Source organism: Streptomyces chrestomyceticus JCM 4735 (genome assembly GCF_003865135.1).
GTDB lineage: Bacteria > Actinomycetota > Actinomycetes > Streptomycetales > Streptomycetaceae > Streptomyces > Streptomyces chrestomyceticus.
Map to the genome: position 1 here is coordinate 5,158,418 of NZ_BHZC01000001.1, position 13,080 is coordinate 5,171,497.

13 protein-coding genes are annotated in these 13,080 nt (G+C 69.5%); 9 read left to right on the forward strand and 4 right to left on the reverse strand.

Features of this window, described 5'->3' with window-relative positions:
- Positions 1 to 82: 82 nt before the first annotated feature.
- From mqnC to EJG53_RS22255, 4 genes are all read left to right on the forward strand, one after another.
- Positions 83 to 1,282, forward strand: coding sequence for a cyclic dehypoxanthinyl futalosine synthase (gene mqnC / locus EJG53_RS22240; protein ID WP_125046267.1), 1,200 nt, complete (start codon positions 83 to 85; stop codon positions 1,280 to 1,282).
- A 52-nt stretch (positions 1,283 to 1,334) separates the two neighbouring features.
- Positions 1,335 to 1,898, forward strand: coding sequence for an imidazolonepropionase-like domain-containing protein (locus tag EJG53_RS22245; RefSeq protein WP_125046268.1), 564 nt, complete (start codon positions 1,335 to 1,337; stop codon positions 1,896 to 1,898).
- 104 nt (positions 1,899 to 2,002) lie between these two features.
- The gene (locus EJG53_RS22250; RefSeq protein WP_125046269.1) at positions 2,003 to 2,605 is read left to right on the forward strand and encodes a Uma2 family endonuclease; all 603 of its coding nucleotides are present in this window, start codon (positions 2,003 to 2,005) and stop codon (positions 2,603 to 2,605) included.
- A gap of 227 nt (positions 2,606 to 2,832) precedes the next feature.
- The gene (locus EJG53_RS22255) at positions 2,833 to 3,531 is read left to right on the forward strand and encodes a demethylmenaquinone methyltransferase (protein ID WP_125046270.1); all 699 of its coding nucleotides are present in this window, start codon (positions 2,833 to 2,835) and stop codon (positions 3,529 to 3,531) included.
- Between the two features lie 64 nt (positions 3,532 to 3,595).
- Here the strand turns inward: EJG53_RS22255 and EJG53_RS22260 are convergent, their stop codons facing one another.
- Positions 3,596 to 4,159 carry a GNAT family N-acetyltransferase gene (locus tag EJG53_RS22260; protein ID WP_125046271.1) on the reverse strand — a complete coding sequence of 188 codons (564 nt, stop codon included), beginning with the start codon at positions 4,157 to 4,159 and terminating at the stop codon, positions 3,596 to 3,598.
- A 124-nt stretch (positions 4,160 to 4,283) separates the two neighbouring features.
- Between EJG53_RS22260 and EJG53_RS22265 the strand changes: the two genes are divergently transcribed.
- The 3 genes from EJG53_RS22265 to EJG53_RS22275 all read left to right on the forward strand — a co-directional run bounded on the left by EJG53_RS22265 (position 4,284) and on the right by EJG53_RS22275 (position 7,482).
- The gene (locus EJG53_RS22265; RefSeq protein WP_371858713.1) at positions 4,284 to 5,591 is read left to right on the forward strand and encodes a geranylgeranyl reductase family protein; all 1,308 of its coding nucleotides are present in this window, start codon (positions 4,284 to 4,286) and stop codon (positions 5,589 to 5,591) included.
- A 151-nt stretch (positions 5,592 to 5,742) separates the two neighbouring features.
- Complete coding sequence (locus EJG53_RS22270; RefSeq protein ID WP_125046272.1) at positions 5,743 to 6,102, forward strand: hypothetical protein; 360 nt, start codon at positions 5,743 to 5,745, stop codon at positions 6,100 to 6,102.
- Between the two features lie 234 nt (positions 6,103 to 6,336).
- Positions 6,337 to 7,482 (forward strand): DUF418 domain-containing protein, encoded by a 1,146-nt coding sequence (locus EJG53_RS22275; protein ID WP_371858714.1) that lies wholly within the window; start codon positions 6,337 to 6,339, stop codon positions 7,480 to 7,482.
- On the opposite strand, the gene EJG53_RS22280 is transcribed toward EJG53_RS22275, so the two are convergent.
- The 3 genes from EJG53_RS22280 to EJG53_RS22290 all read right to left on the reverse strand — a co-directional run bounded on the left by EJG53_RS22280 (position 7,403) and on the right by EJG53_RS22290 (position 11,385).
- Entirely contained in the window at positions 7,403 to 8,545 is a 1,143-nt protein-coding gene (locus tag EJG53_RS22280; RefSeq protein ID WP_125046273.1) for a hypothetical protein, read from the reverse strand. The two genes, EJG53_RS22275 and EJG53_RS22280, sit on opposite strands and share 80 nt — an antisense overlap.
- A gap of 404 nt (positions 8,546 to 8,949) precedes the next feature.
- Complete coding sequence (locus EJG53_RS41545) at positions 8,950 to 10,278, reverse strand: hypothetical protein (protein ID WP_174856441.1); 1,329 nt, start codon at positions 10,276 to 10,278, stop codon at positions 8,950 to 8,952.
- A 279-nt stretch (positions 10,279 to 10,557) separates the two neighbouring features.
- On the reverse strand, positions 10,558 to 11,385 hold the full coding sequence (locus EJG53_RS22290; protein WP_125046274.1) for a C40 family peptidase: 828 nt from the start codon (positions 11,383 to 11,385) through the stop codon (positions 10,558 to 10,560).
- 759 nt (positions 11,386 to 12,144) lie between these two features.
- Here EJG53_RS22290 and EJG53_RS22295 point away from each other — a divergent pair.
- Both EJG53_RS22295 and EJG53_RS22300 read left to right on the forward strand, forming a co-directional pair.
- The gene (locus tag EJG53_RS22295; protein ID WP_030022241.1) at positions 12,145 to 12,504 is read left to right on the forward strand and encodes an NADH-quinone oxidoreductase subunit A; all 360 of its coding nucleotides are present in this window, start codon (positions 12,145 to 12,147) and stop codon (positions 12,502 to 12,504) included.
- Positions 12,505 to 12,513: 9 nt separating this feature from the next.
- Positions 12,514 to 13,068 (forward strand): NuoB/complex I 20 kDa subunit family protein, encoded by a 555-nt coding sequence (locus EJG53_RS22300; protein ID WP_031002905.1) that lies wholly within the window; start codon positions 12,514 to 12,516, stop codon positions 13,066 to 13,068.
- The last annotated feature ends 12 nt before the right edge of the window (positions 13,069 to 13,080 follow it).

Below are 13,080 nucleotides of genomic sequence, written 5' to 3' on the forward strand. Positions count from 1 at the left end.
CACGTAACGGCCGCCGCCAGGTCTGTCGTACCGCTGGCGTACGCTGGTTCGGTCGTTATGCCCGCCTCCGAAGGGACGCCCGGTGACCGAGAACGCCGACCTTCAGTCCGTACTCGACCGCGCCGCGGGGGGCGGGCGGATCACGCCCGAGGAAGCGCTGGACCTGTACCGTTCCGCGCCGCTGCACGCGCTGGGCGTCGCGGCCGACGCCGTGCGCCGCCGCCGTTACGCCGGTACGGAGCACATCGCGACGTACATCATCGAGCGCAACATCAACTACACCAACGTGTGCGTGACGGCCTGCAAGTTCTGCGCCTTCTACGCCGCGCCCAAGGACACCGCCAAGGGCTGGTCCCGCGACCTCGACGACATCCTGCGCCGCTGCGCCGAGACGGTCGAGCTGGGCGGCACCCAGATCATGTTCCAGGGCGGCCACCACCCCGACTACGGCGTCGAGTACTACGAAGAGCACTTCTCCGCCATCAAGAAGGCGTTCCCGCAACTGGTCATCCACTCCCTCGGCGCCTCCGAGGTCGAGCACATGGCCCGGATCTCCAAGACCTCCGTCGAGGACGCCATCCGCCGTATCCACGCGGCCGGCCTGGACTCCTTCGCCGGCGCCGGCGCGGAACTCCTCCCCGAGCGCCCGCGCAAGGCCATCGCCCCGCTGAAGGAGTCCGGCGAGCGCTGGCTGGAGATCATGGAGACCGCCCACAACCTGGGCGTCGAATCCACCTCCACCATGCTGATGGGCACCGGCGAGACCAACGCCGAGCGCATCGAGCACCTGCGCATGATCCGCGACGTGCAGGACCGTACGGGCGGCTTCCGCGCCTTCATCCCGTACACCTACCAGCCCGAGAACAACCACCTCAAGGGCCGCACCCAGGCGACGATCTTCGAGTACCTGCGCATGATCGCCATCGCCCGGATCTTCCTCGACAACGTCGCCCACATCCAGGGCTCCTGGCTGACCACCGGCAAGGAGATCGGCCAGCTCTCCCTGCACTACGGCGCCGACGACCTCGGCTCGATCATGCTGGAGGAGAACGTGGTCTCCTCCGCCGGCGCCAGGCACCGCTCCAACCGCCAGGAGATCATCGACCTGATCCGCAAGGCGGGCCGCGTACCGGCGCAGCGCACGACCACGTACGAGCACCTGGTCGTGCACGACGACCCGGCGAACGACCCGGTCGACGACCGCGTCACCTCGCACATCTCCTCCACGGCCATCGAGGGCGGCACGGCCCACCCCGAGCTGAAGCTCGTCGAGGCCAACTGAGACAGCCGAGTCGACCGAGACAATTGAGTCGCCCGAGACTGCCGAGACACACGTGCTGACGATCCACCGCGTGCACGGCGTCCGCCGCGCCCACGACGGCGCCCCGGACCCCGGGCACGCGGTCGTCGTCTCCGGCGACCGCATCGAGGCCGTCGGCCCGTACGAGGAGCTGTACGAGCGCTACGGCGACCGCGCCCGCGTACGCGACTGGGACGGCGTCCTGACCCCGGGCCGCCACGAACCCGACGGCGCCGCACTGCTCGAAACCGCCTACCACCCCGACCCACGCGAGGCCGACGACCTGGGCACCGCCCCACTCACGGGCGACGCGCTCACCGCACTCGGCATGACCGACACCCGCTGGGGCGCGAGCGCCCGCCGCGGCATCCAGCGCCTGCTCTCCACCGGCACGACATCGATCGCGGGCCCCTTCACCCACCCCGCCGTCCGCACCGCAGTAGCCCGCTCCGGCCTCCGCGCCCACCCGGCCCCGCACCCCCTGACCCCCGGTGCCCCGGCCGACTTCGCCGTGTTCGCGGAGGGCGGCGGGTGTCTGGTGACGGTGCTGGGCGGCCGACTGGTGTACCGGGGACGGGTACAGGGACAGGGACGCTGAGGCGTCAACGTCGAGAAGCGCGACCGTCACTTCGTGTGACGGTAGTGTCGTATTCAGGACCGTGATCCGCACTCGCGTCCACACTCGTGTCCATGGGAGCAGTGATGAGCACTGACCGGCCGGAGAAAGCCACTCCTGAGACCTGGATGTTCCCGCCCGCCGACGGTTGGACGCAGGAACAGGTCAAAGATCTGGACCTTCCCTTCGACTGGGAACTTGTGGACGGAGTGATCGTGGCTCGGGGGCAGACCGTACCGTGGCACAACCGGGTGCGGGACCGTCTCCTGCGGTCCCTCGAAGACGCGCAGCGCGATCCGTACGAGGTCTTGGCCGAGCAGAGCGTCCGGATCGACGGTCGCAACACCCCCAAGCCGGACGTCATCGTCTTCGACGGCCAGGGGCAGGACCTATGGGAACTGGAAAGCGTGCCGGTCCAGTGGGTCGTTCTCGTGGTCGAAGTGGTGTCCACGGGATCGCAGCAGGACGACCGGGTGCGCAAACCGGCGATGTTCGCGGCCGCGGGGGTTCCGTACTTCTGGCGGGTCGAGCACGGTCCGGACAACGTCCCCGAGGTGCATGAGTTCTGGCTCCATCGTGAGCTGGGCGTCTACATCCCGGCACCTGAGCATCCCCTGCATCGCGAGAAACTGGAGACGGAGCACCCGTTCCCGGTGAGCTTTGATCTGACGGGGGTCGTCCGGCGCTGAGCGCGTCAGAGGTCCGTCAAGGCCCCCCGACCCCGCGTCAGTACCCCGTCAACAGAACCGGAACCCGCCCCTCCACCCGGCAGGATCTTTCCCGCGGGGACGGCCCATTCGGCCGCTCACGATGCTTCGCAGCAGACGCAGCACCGCTGGACCGCCCGGATGTTCTGAGGGGGGCATCGGGCCGTCCCCGACCAACGCCTTCCGGAGCCGTAAGGAACAATGGCCGGGTGACCCGAGCCTCTCTGGACAAGCAGCCGCAGGACGTCGCCGCGATGTTCGACGACGTGGCGGCGCGCTACGACCTCACCAACGACGTGCTGTCCCTCGGGCAGGCCCGGCTGTGGCGCAAGGAGGTGGAGCGGGCCGTCGCGGCGCGCCCCGCCGAGCGCGTGCTCGACCTCGCCGCCGGTACGGGCACCTCCTCGCTGCCCTTCACCCGCACCGGCGCGTACGTCGTCCCGTGCGACTTCTCCGTCGGCATGCTGGGCGAGGGCAAGAAGCGCCGCCCGTGGATGCCGTTCGTGGCCGGTGACGGGATGCGACTGCCCTTCGCCGACGACGTGTTCGACGCCGTGACCATCTCCTTCGGGCTGCGCAACGTGCAGGACACGGACGCCGCCCTGCGCGAGCTGTACCGGGTCACCAAGCCCGGCGGCCGGGTCGTGATCTGCGAGTTCAGCGAGCCGACGTGGGGGCCGTTCCGTACGGTCTACACCGAGTACCTGATGCGGGCGCTGCCGCCCGTCGCGCGTGCGGTGAGCAGCAACCCGGACGCGTACGTGTACCTCGCCGAGTCCATCCGCTCCTGGCCCAACCAGCCGGCCCTGGCGGCGCGCCTCCAGGGAGCGGGCTGGTCGAAGGTGGCCTGGCGCAACCTGACGGGCGGGATCGTGGCGCTGCACCGGGGGACGAAGCCGGACGCGTGACGGGGAAGGGGCCATGGAGGGGCCTCGGCCCGGCCGGTGGCCCCTCATCACCCGTACGCCCACCTCACAGATCCAGCCGGAAGCAGTACCCCTCCCGCCCGGACGGCGTACGGAACGTCTCCGCGTGCCGCATCCCGAGCCGTCGCGTCACCGCCACCGACCGCTCGTTCCCGGCCGCCACCATCGCGACCACGTCCCGTACCCCCGCGTCCCGCACCACCTCCAGCGCGGCCCGGGCCGCCCGCGTCGCGTACCCCTTGCCCCAGTACGCCCGCCCCATCCGCCACCCGATCTCGATCTCGCCCACCGGCCCCCAGTCGTACGGCCACGGCTGCGCGCCCGTGAAGCCCAGGACGGCGCCGGTCTCCTCCCCGGCCGTACCGATCATCGAGTACATGCAGAACCCGTGCTCCGCGTGGTGGCGACGCTGCCGGGCGGTCAGCTCCTGGTACTCGGACAGTTCGGCCGGGGCGCCGCCGTGGAACTCCATCACGTCGGGGTGCGCGAACACCCGGTGCCAGTGCAGCGCGTCCTCCTCGGACGGCACCCGGAGCGTGAAACCCGCCGCGGAAGGCGGTCGCGGCAGCGGCCGTGCGGCCGGAAACGGCTGTGGCTGTGGCTCGTGCATGGACCGACCAACCCTTCAGATCCTGATCACCTGGCCCCCATAGACTGCAGGGGCCCAGTGCCGGTCGGCACCCAGATATCGACTTCCGGGAGATCCCGCCGTGACCGAGTCCGCGACTGAGTCCGTGAGCGAAGCCGTGAGCGCGTCCGTGTCCACCCCCCGCTCCGAGTACTGCGCGGACGTCATCGTCGTCGGGGCCGGTCCCGCCGGCTCGGCGACCGCGTACCACCTCGCCAAGTCCGGCCTGGACGTCCTCCTCCTGGAGAAGACCGCCTTCCCGCGCGAAAAGGTCTGCGGCGACGGCCTGACGCCCCGCGCCACCAAGCAGTTGATCTCCATGGGGATCGACATCTCCGAAGAGGCGGGCTGGCTGCGCAACAAGGGCCTGCGCATCATCGGCGGCGGCAACCGCCTCCAGCTCGACTGGCCGGACCTGGCCTCGTACCCGGACTACGGCCTGGTCCGCAAGCGCGACGACTTCGACGAGCAGCTCGCGCACCAGGCGCAGAAGGCCGGCGCCCGCCTGTACGAGCGCTGCAACGTCGGCGCGCCGATCATCAACGACCTGACCGGCCGCATCGAGGGCGTCGAGGCCAAGCTCGGCGAGGAGAAGACGCCGGTCACCTTCCACGCCCCCCTCGTGGTCGCCGCGGACGGCAACTCCACCCGCCTCTCCCTGGCGATGGGCCTGCACCGCCGCGAGGACCGCCCGATGGGCGTCGCGGTCCGTACGTACTTCACCTCGCCCCGCCACGACGACGACTACCTCGAATCCTGGCTGGAGCTGTGGGACCGCCGCGGCGCCGAGGACCGTCTGCTGCCCGGCTACGGCTGGATCTTCGGCATGGGCGACGGTACGAGCAACGTCGGTCTCGGCGTCCTCAACACGTCCTCCTCCTTCAAGGAGCTGGACTGGCGCGAGATCCTCAAGGCGTGGTGCGCCTCCATGCCCGCCGACTGGGGCTACACGCCGGAGAACATGACCGGCCCGATCCGCGGCGCCGCCCTCCCCATGGCCTTCAACCGCCAGCCGCACTACACCAAGGGCCTGCTGCTCGTCGGTGACGCGGGTGGCCTGGTCAACCCGTTCAACGGTGAGGGCATCGCGTACGCCATGGAGTCCGGCGCCATCGCCGCCGAGGTCATCGTCCAGGCCCACGCCCGCGCCACGTACGCCCAGCGCGAGCTGGCCCTGCAGCGCTACCCGAAGATCCTCAAGGACACCTACGGCGGCTACTACTCCCTCGGCCGCGCCTTCGTGAAGCTCATCGGCAACCCGAAGGTCATGAAGCTCGCCACCCAGCGCGGCCTCACCCACCCCATGCTGATGCGCTTCACCCTCAAGATGCTCGCCAACCTCACCGACCCCACGGGTGGCGATGCGATGGACCGCATCATCAATGGGTTGAGCAAGGTGGCCCCGAAGGCCTAGGAGGTGCTCGACGGTCATCCGTCGTCCGTCCGTCGATCGCTCGATGTGAGGGCAGGAGCGCATACCTGCTCTCGCCTAGGGCGGGTGGGCGTAGCGTGGATGCTCCGGGGAGCGTGGTGCCCCGGGTAGCGCGCGATGAAGGAGGTGCGGAGTGTCCGAGCCCGCAGGTTACGGTGCGGAGGGGGCTGCGCGCGCCCCGAGACCCGACCGGAGCCCCGACGCGTTGCGGCTGGCACTGGCCCGCCTCGCGCCGCACCGGCTGCCCGAGATGGAGCAGCAGAAGAACGAAGCCTTCGAACTCGCCGCCAAGTCGGAGAGCCTCGGCCCGATCCGAGGGTGGCTGACCGTATGGGCCGGCGAGATCGAGATCGAGCGGCGCCCCGACCTGCTGTCCCGACGCCGCGCCGCCGAACACTCCCTCCAGACACTCGATCACGACGATCCGGGGTGGAGCGCGGCGCGGGACGAGCTGGTGGCTGTGTTGCGAGAGGCTCGCGAGGCGGCTGGGTGAGCCGCGCGGGGGCGTGGGCCGCTGTGCGGACGTTCCCGCTGCATCGAACGGTGTAGTCGTTTCTCGTCGTCGCGGACGAAGAATCGGGATCTCCCCGACCTGATCATGGTGTGAAAGAGAGCACCGGGGGAGGGCGGCGACGTGACGGAGACACAGACGCGGACGCGGGGGAATCCACCGGGTACGGCGGTTACGGCCACGTCGGTTTCGGGCGGGGTGGGGCAGGCCGGGCGCTTGCCGTTGCTGGACGTGCTGCGCGGGGTGGCGATCCTCGGGACGCTGATGACCAACGTCTGGATCTTCGCGGCGCCGGGCGCGGAGTGGGGCGTGCTGAACGGGAACGTCACCTCGGCGTCGTTCGGCGGGTCATGGGCAGGGACCGTGGAAGGCGTCTTCCGGTTTCTCGCGGACGGCAAGTTCCTCTCGATGCTGACGATCCTCTTCGGCGTCGGCCTGGCCATCCAGTTCGGCTCCGCCGCGAAGCGCGGCCGCCCGTGGCCCGGCCGGTACAAGGGGCGCGCCCTGTTCCTCTTCGTCGAGGGCACCGTGCACTTCGTGCTCGTCTTCGCGTGGGACGTACTGATGGGGTACGCGGTCGTGGCCCTCCTGGTGGCCTGGCAACTGACGCGAACGGCGCGCACGCAGCGGGTGCTGATGTGGGTGGCGGGCGGGGTGCACGGGCTGATGCTGGGGTTGCTGACGCTGGCCGCCGTGGCCGGACGCGGAAGCAACGCGGACGCCGGGAGCGCGCCAATCAGTGGCATCAACCCGCGAGTTGTCGACCTGTACGCGAACGGAAGTTACCTGGACCAGATCGCCTTCCGTCTCCAGAACGCGATCGCGCTGCGCTTGGAACCCGTCATCTCCTTCGCCCTGCTCGTCCTCCTCTTCCACCTCGGTGTACGGCTGTACCGGGCGGGCGCCTTCCGTCCGGACGCGCACGGGCGGCGCATCCGGCGCCGTATGTGCGGCTGGGGCCTGGGCCTCGGCATCCCGCTCAACGTGGCCGCGGTGGCGGCCGGCCCCGGCCTGGCCATGGTGGCCCGGTACGGCGCCGCCCCCGTCGTCGCCGTCGGTTACATCGGCCTCATCGGCCTGATCGTCGACCGCGTCCGCCGGCCGGGCCCGCTGACCGCCGGACTCACCGCGGTCGGCCGTACGGCGCTGTCCTGCTACGTCCTCCAGAACGTGCTGTGCGTCCTGGCCTGTTACGGCCTCGGCCTCGGCCTGGCCGCACGGTGGGCGGACCACGGTCCATGGTGGGTGCTGGGCCTGTGGGCGACGGTGTGCGCCGTACTGGTCAGCGGGGCAGGGCTCTGGTTGCGCCGTTTCGAGCACGGGCCGCTGGAGTCCGTCCAGAAGCGGCTGCTCCGGTCCTGAGACGGGTGGGCGCCTGGACATTGCGCAGTGCGGACGGCCGGGGCGCCGCCGCCGTCCAGGTGTCGGCCGTACGGCAACGGGGGCAGCGGACCAAGGACGTGGATGGGGCCGGGGCCGAAGCCTCGGGCGGGGGCGCGAAGGGGCGCCCGCAGAGCTGGCACTCCTGGACGGTGCCGCGCACGCTCCTCGGCTCCTCGGCGGGCCGGAGGGGCAGGGGCGGCGGCAGCCACTCGGTCAGCCGGTGCTCCAGTAACGAGGCCGCCCGGAAGATGACGCCGTCGGGGAGGTCCGAGACGAGCGTACGGGCGACGTGCGCCGCCGGTACGCCACGGTCGAGCCAGGCCGAGACGGCCGGGACCAGGCGGTGCACATCCCGTACGGAGAGCGTCAGCCGCGCGTCGGCGAGCCGCAGGCCGCTGAGGAGGTCGGCGGCCGGGGAGGGGACGAGGTCCGGGGGTGCGGAACGTACGCGTACTCGCGGTGTCCGAGCCCTCTCGGTCACGACCGGCACCTCGAACGCCTCGGGCGCCACGGGGGCCCCAGACCTCTCAGACACCTCGGGAGCAGCGGCTGCCTCCGCTGGCCCTGATGCCTCTGCCGCCGCTGTCTGCGCGGGCTCGGGGGTGCCCACAGGCTGTGGGCGGGGCGTCGGCGCGGGCGCGAGTGGGGGCGGCGACGGCGGGGGCGGTGGTGGTGACGGCGGACGCTGCCGCCGCGGCGGAGGCGGCGGCGTGGTCGGCAGCCGCCGGTCATCCGGGTGCTCGTAGTACGTGGTTCGGGTGACGATGCGCTGGCCCTCGATGCGCAGCCGCTCCCGGACCAGATAGCCCGCGGCCTCCAGCTCCCGGAGGGCTTGCGCGATCTTGTACTCCGACTCCCCGTACTTGTCGGCGAGCGCCCGGATGCTGACGGGGGCGCCGTCGGCGACGGCCTGGATGCGTACGGCGTAGCCCACGGCGCTTGAGGAGATCGAGGTGTTGAGCGCCAAGTGGTTGCCGACCACCGTGAAGCGGGTCGTGTGGTTGTGCCGCACGTGGATCACGCCGGAGAACGGCGGAATCACTGTGGCGGTGTGGACGAGCGCGTTAGACTCAAGTCGAGTCATGGGGAAGGTTCCGACTTCCTCTTGTGGATCATGGGGAACTCTCTTTTCCTCTTGATCAGGCCCTCGGCACATGGGATGGCAGTCCCGCCGGGGGCCGTTTTTTTGGGTTTGTGGCGCGAACGTACATCCTCCGGGCCCCCGTAAGCGAGCGCGTCACCTGATCAGGTGACAAACGGAAAAAGGGGACAGGGAGGGGAGGTTGGTTCAGTTCTTCCCCGGTTCTTTTCAAGACCTCGGGGCGCGCCGCGTCCTGGCTCACCGGGTCGTGGAAACCCGCGACCCGGTGAGCCCGCCACCAGTGCGGCCAACTCCCCGGGCGATGGAGGCCGGGGGACCGGACCGCGAGCGAATGAGGGCAGCGGTTATGGCTTCAGGGGTTCGTGCCCCATGAAGGTGTTGCGGGCCATTACCGGTACGGACCGTACGTATTGGCGGCCGTTCACGACCCTGCGTTCTGCGGAGCGGCGGCGGGGGCCGTTGAGGAGTTGGGAGCCGGCGGGGCAGGGGACTGTGGCGTAGATGCGGTTCATCTCGCCCTGGATCTGGGCACGGCGCTGGGAGGTGGTTCGGGAGCGGTGGGACTCTTCGTACAGGGGGCGGATCCGGCGCTGGGCGGCGCGGCTTTTCGGGGTGTGGAACTGGAGTTCGTACGGGTGGCCTGAATTGTTGGCGCGCCAGGCGGAGTTGATGGCCTTGTAGCCGCGGGGGCGGGCCCAGGTGTTGGACCAGCGGAGGTTCGCGTTCTTCCACCCGGCCAGCAGCTTGGTGGTGTCCTGGACGCCCTTGACGTAGGAGCGGTCCGGCCACTGGAGGATGTAGCGGACGGAATTGTTGATTCTGGCGAGGGCGTCTTCCGCGGTCATGGTGGGATCGCCCTGCATGGTGCGGGCCACCGCGCGCTTGACCGATTCGGGTTTTCTCAGCCGTTCGTCGAAGCTGACCACGGTGGCGTTGGTCCGGCGGGCGATGCTGCGGACCTGGGGGCTGATGGTCCGTTCGGCCTTTCTGGCACGGGCCAGGAAGACATTGACCTTACGCAGGTCGGCGGCGTCGATGTAGAGCCCCTCGGAACGCCAGCCGTGGTCCTGCTTCAATTGCTTCCGCTGGGCCGGGGGCTTCTTGGCCGGGGGCCGCTTGGCCGGTGGGCGCTTCCTCGGGGGCCGCTGGGTGGTCGGCTTCTGCGCGGAAGGCTTCTTCGCGGCGGGCTGTTCCCTGGCCGGCTTCTTCGCTGCGGGCTTCCGGGGGGTGGTCTGGCAGGAGTCGGCGGGCTTCGGCTTGGGCCTCGGCGGGCGGCAGGCCGCCGTCGGCGCCTGGGGGGACTGCTTCCGTGCGGCCTGTTTCTCGGCCGCCTGCTTCCGCGCTGCCTGCTTCTTCGCGGCTTGCTTCCGTGCCGCCTGCTTGTCCGCCGCCTGTTTCCGTGCGGCCTGTTTCCGCGCGGCGGCCTGCTTGTCACTGGCCTGCTTCTTGGCAGCGGTTTTTTTGGGAGCCTGCTTCTTGGCCGCTTGCTTCTTCGCGGGCTGCTTCTTCGCGGGTGGCACGGGACAGGTATTGGCGGGCGTCTGTCGGGGCTCGGCCGGCGGGCAGTCCGGCTCGGCGGCGGCGGCCGGTCCCAGGCTGAGAGTGGAGGCAAGTGCGGCGGCCGTCACCGTCCAGGCGACGGCCCGAAAAGTATGGGCACGGTGGATTCTCATCTAAGTAAGTGCTTCCTCTCGTCAGCCGCTGTCCGATGCCACGGAAATGAGGTGCGGGCATTACGGAGCGGAAGGGATGAGTACGGCGAGAGGTACAACTGAGACAGAGTCGTTACGGTAGTTGTGCCGAACGGGCGTCTCTTCATCGAATGGACGATGGCGACTGATCCGATGATCGGCCATCAAATGGGGCGCGGCGTCACTTTGCTCGCGCAACGCACGAGGGCCGCCGTTCCCGAGCGGTGGGAACGGCGGCCCTCGGCCGTGCGTGGGGGTGTCCTACAGGACGCGGACCGCGCCGGTCGGCTGGCTGTAGCTCAGCGGCCGCTCGACGATGCCGGTGCTGGAGTTCTGGGCACCGATGAAGTTGCCGTTACCGACGTAGACGCCGACGTGGTACGCACTGCCCGCGCTGCCCCAGTACAGGATGTCGCCGACCTGGAGGTTGTCCAGGCCCACCTGGGTGCCGGCGGTGGACTGCGGCTGCGAGGTGCGCGGCAGGTCGATGCCGATGGTGCGGTAGGCGGCCTGCACCAGGCTGGAGCAGTCGTACGCGGACGGGCCGGAGGCGCCGAGCACGTAGGACTTGCCGAGCTGGGCGCGGAGGAAGCCGACCAGGGAGCTGGTGCTGCCGGTCGCGCCGGTGACGGGGGCGTCGTCGGACGTGGCGGCCAGGGAGCGCAGCGAGGTGCGCTCGGAGGAGCGGGAGGCGCGCTGCTGCTGCTGTTCGGCCTTCTTCTTCTCCTCGGCCTTGCGGGCCTCTTCGGCCTTCTTCTCGGCCGCGGCCTTCTTGTCGGCCTCTTCCTTCGCCTTGGTGGCGGCCTCGGTGGCCTCGGCGGCGGCGGTGTCCTGCGCGGCCTGGCGCTCGTAGTCCAGCGCCATCTGCTGGGCGGTGTCCGCGCTCTTGGCCAGGCTGGTGGCCAGTGCCGACGTGATGGTCGGCATCTCCTGGGTCTCGGAGACGGGCTTCTCCGCGGCACCGGCCGGCATGCTCGCGCCGGTCACCGCCAGGGTGATGATGCCACCGGTGACCCCTGCGCGCAGTGCCCGCGAGGACGCGGAACGGCGGGGCTTCCGGTGGCTGGGTATGACTGCGTTCGGGGACATGGCACCACGGCTATCAGGAGCCACAGGTTGCTGCCAACAAAGGTGGCGTGCGCCACACTTGACGCGTACGCGATGAATAAAAGGGACTTTTCGCCGGTCGGCGAGCGGGCGGCGGCCTGTCCGGATTTCGTGATCATGTTCCTGTGCATGGCGTTTACGGGCCGATGCGCGCTCCGGGGCCACTTATCACCTACTGATCCGCCACGCCAAGGCTTCCCGAGGGTCAAGCGTTCAAGACAGCAAGCCGCGTGGGGTAGCTCACTCGTGAGTGCCCGTTATGTTCCCGTGATGCGGGTGTGGCGGGAGCGCTCGTGAACGCGAGCACGTACCGATGATCACGGGACGGTCACGACGGTCTCGGGACGGTCACGGTGGAGGGTGCCCCGCCCTCCGCCCCGGTGGCCCGCCGCGCGCTAGCAGTTGGCTGCGTCCAGCGCCAATTTGCTTGAATCCCCCACCTCTTGATAGTGGCAACCCCACGCTGACCAGCGGCAACGCCGGAAAAAGTCACCACCGGTGATCATCCGCGCGCTTGCCGTACGAAGATCGACGCTCATCGGACGAGATGACCGGGCGTCAGGTGGTGGAGATCACAAAGGTGTTGTCGCACCCCGTGTCGCAGATCACAGACCACCGGGCATAAGATGCAGGCGGCTCGGGCTTGTGAACTGCCTCACATAGGCGCGATCTTCGTGGGGCCGGTGAGCAGGGCCGGGCGGACCGCCATCCAGTCATCGTCGACTGAAGGGAGCGGGGACGGTGAACGCTTACGCGCCCATCCTCGTACTGGGAGCCCTCGGGGCAGGCTTTGCGATCTTCTCTGTCGTGATGGCCACGCTCGTCGGACCCAAGCGCTACAACCGGGCGAAGCTAGAGGCGTACGAATGCGGAATCGAGCCGACGCCACAGCCGGCCGGCGGCGGTCGATTTCCGATCAAGTACTACCTCACGGCGATGCTCTTCATCATTTTCGACATCGAGATCGTCTTCCTCTACCCCTGGGCCGTCACCTTCGACGCGCTCGGGCTTTTCGGGCTCGTGGAGATGCTCCTCTTCGCGCTCACCGTCTTCGTCGCCTACGCCTACGTATGGCGTCGTGGCGGCCTGGAATGGGACTAGGGGCCACCAATGGGACTTGAAGAGAAGCTGCCGAGCGGCTTTCTGCTTTCCACCGTCGAACAGGCCGCGGGCTGGGTGCGCAAGTCATCGGTCTTCCCCGCCACCTTCGGCCTCGCCTGCTGCGCCATCGAGATGATGACGACCGGCGCCGGGCGCTACGACCTCGCCCGCTTCGGCATGGAGGTCTTCCGCGGGTCGCCGCGCCAGGCCGATCTGATGATCGTGGCGGGCCGGGTGAGCCAGAAGATGGCGCCCGTGCTGCGGCAGGTGTACGACCAGATGCCGAACCCGAAATGGGTCATCTCGATGGGCGTCTGCGCCTCGTCGGGCGGGATGTTCAACAACTACGCGATCGTCCAGGGCGTCGACCACATCGTCCCGGTGGACATCTATCTGCCCGGCTGCCCGCCGCGTCCGGAAATGCTGATGGACGCCATTCTCAAGCTGCACCAGAAGATCCAGGGCACCAAGCTCGGGGTCAACCAGCAGCAGGCGGCCCGCGAGGCGGAGGAAGCGGCGCTCAAGGCGCTCCCGACGATCGAGATGAAGGGGCTGCTGCGGTGAGCGACGGCACCA

Excerpts from the sequence above, each read along its gene's own strand:
- EJG53_RS22250 (WP_125046269.1), top strand. The coding sequence starts at position 2,003 with ATGAGCACTGACCGGCCGGAGAAAGCCACTCCTGAGACCTGGATGTTC.
- EJG53_RS22260 (WP_125046271.1), bottom strand. The coding sequence starts at position 4,159 with ATGCACGAGCCACAGCCACAGCCGTTTCCGGCCGCACGGCCGCTGCCG.
- EJG53_RS41545 (WP_174856441.1), bottom strand. The coding sequence starts at position 10,278 with ATGAGAATCCACCGTGCCCATACTTTTCGGGCCGTCGCCTGGACGGTG.
- EJG53_RS22290 (WP_125046274.1), bottom strand. The coding sequence starts at position 11,385 with ATGTCCCCGAACGCAGTCATACCCAGCCACCGGAAGCCCCGCCGTTCC.
- EJG53_RS22300 (WP_031002905.1), top strand. The coding sequence starts at position 12,514 with ATGGGACTTGAAGAGAAGCTGCCGAGCGGCTTTCTGCTTTCCACCGTC.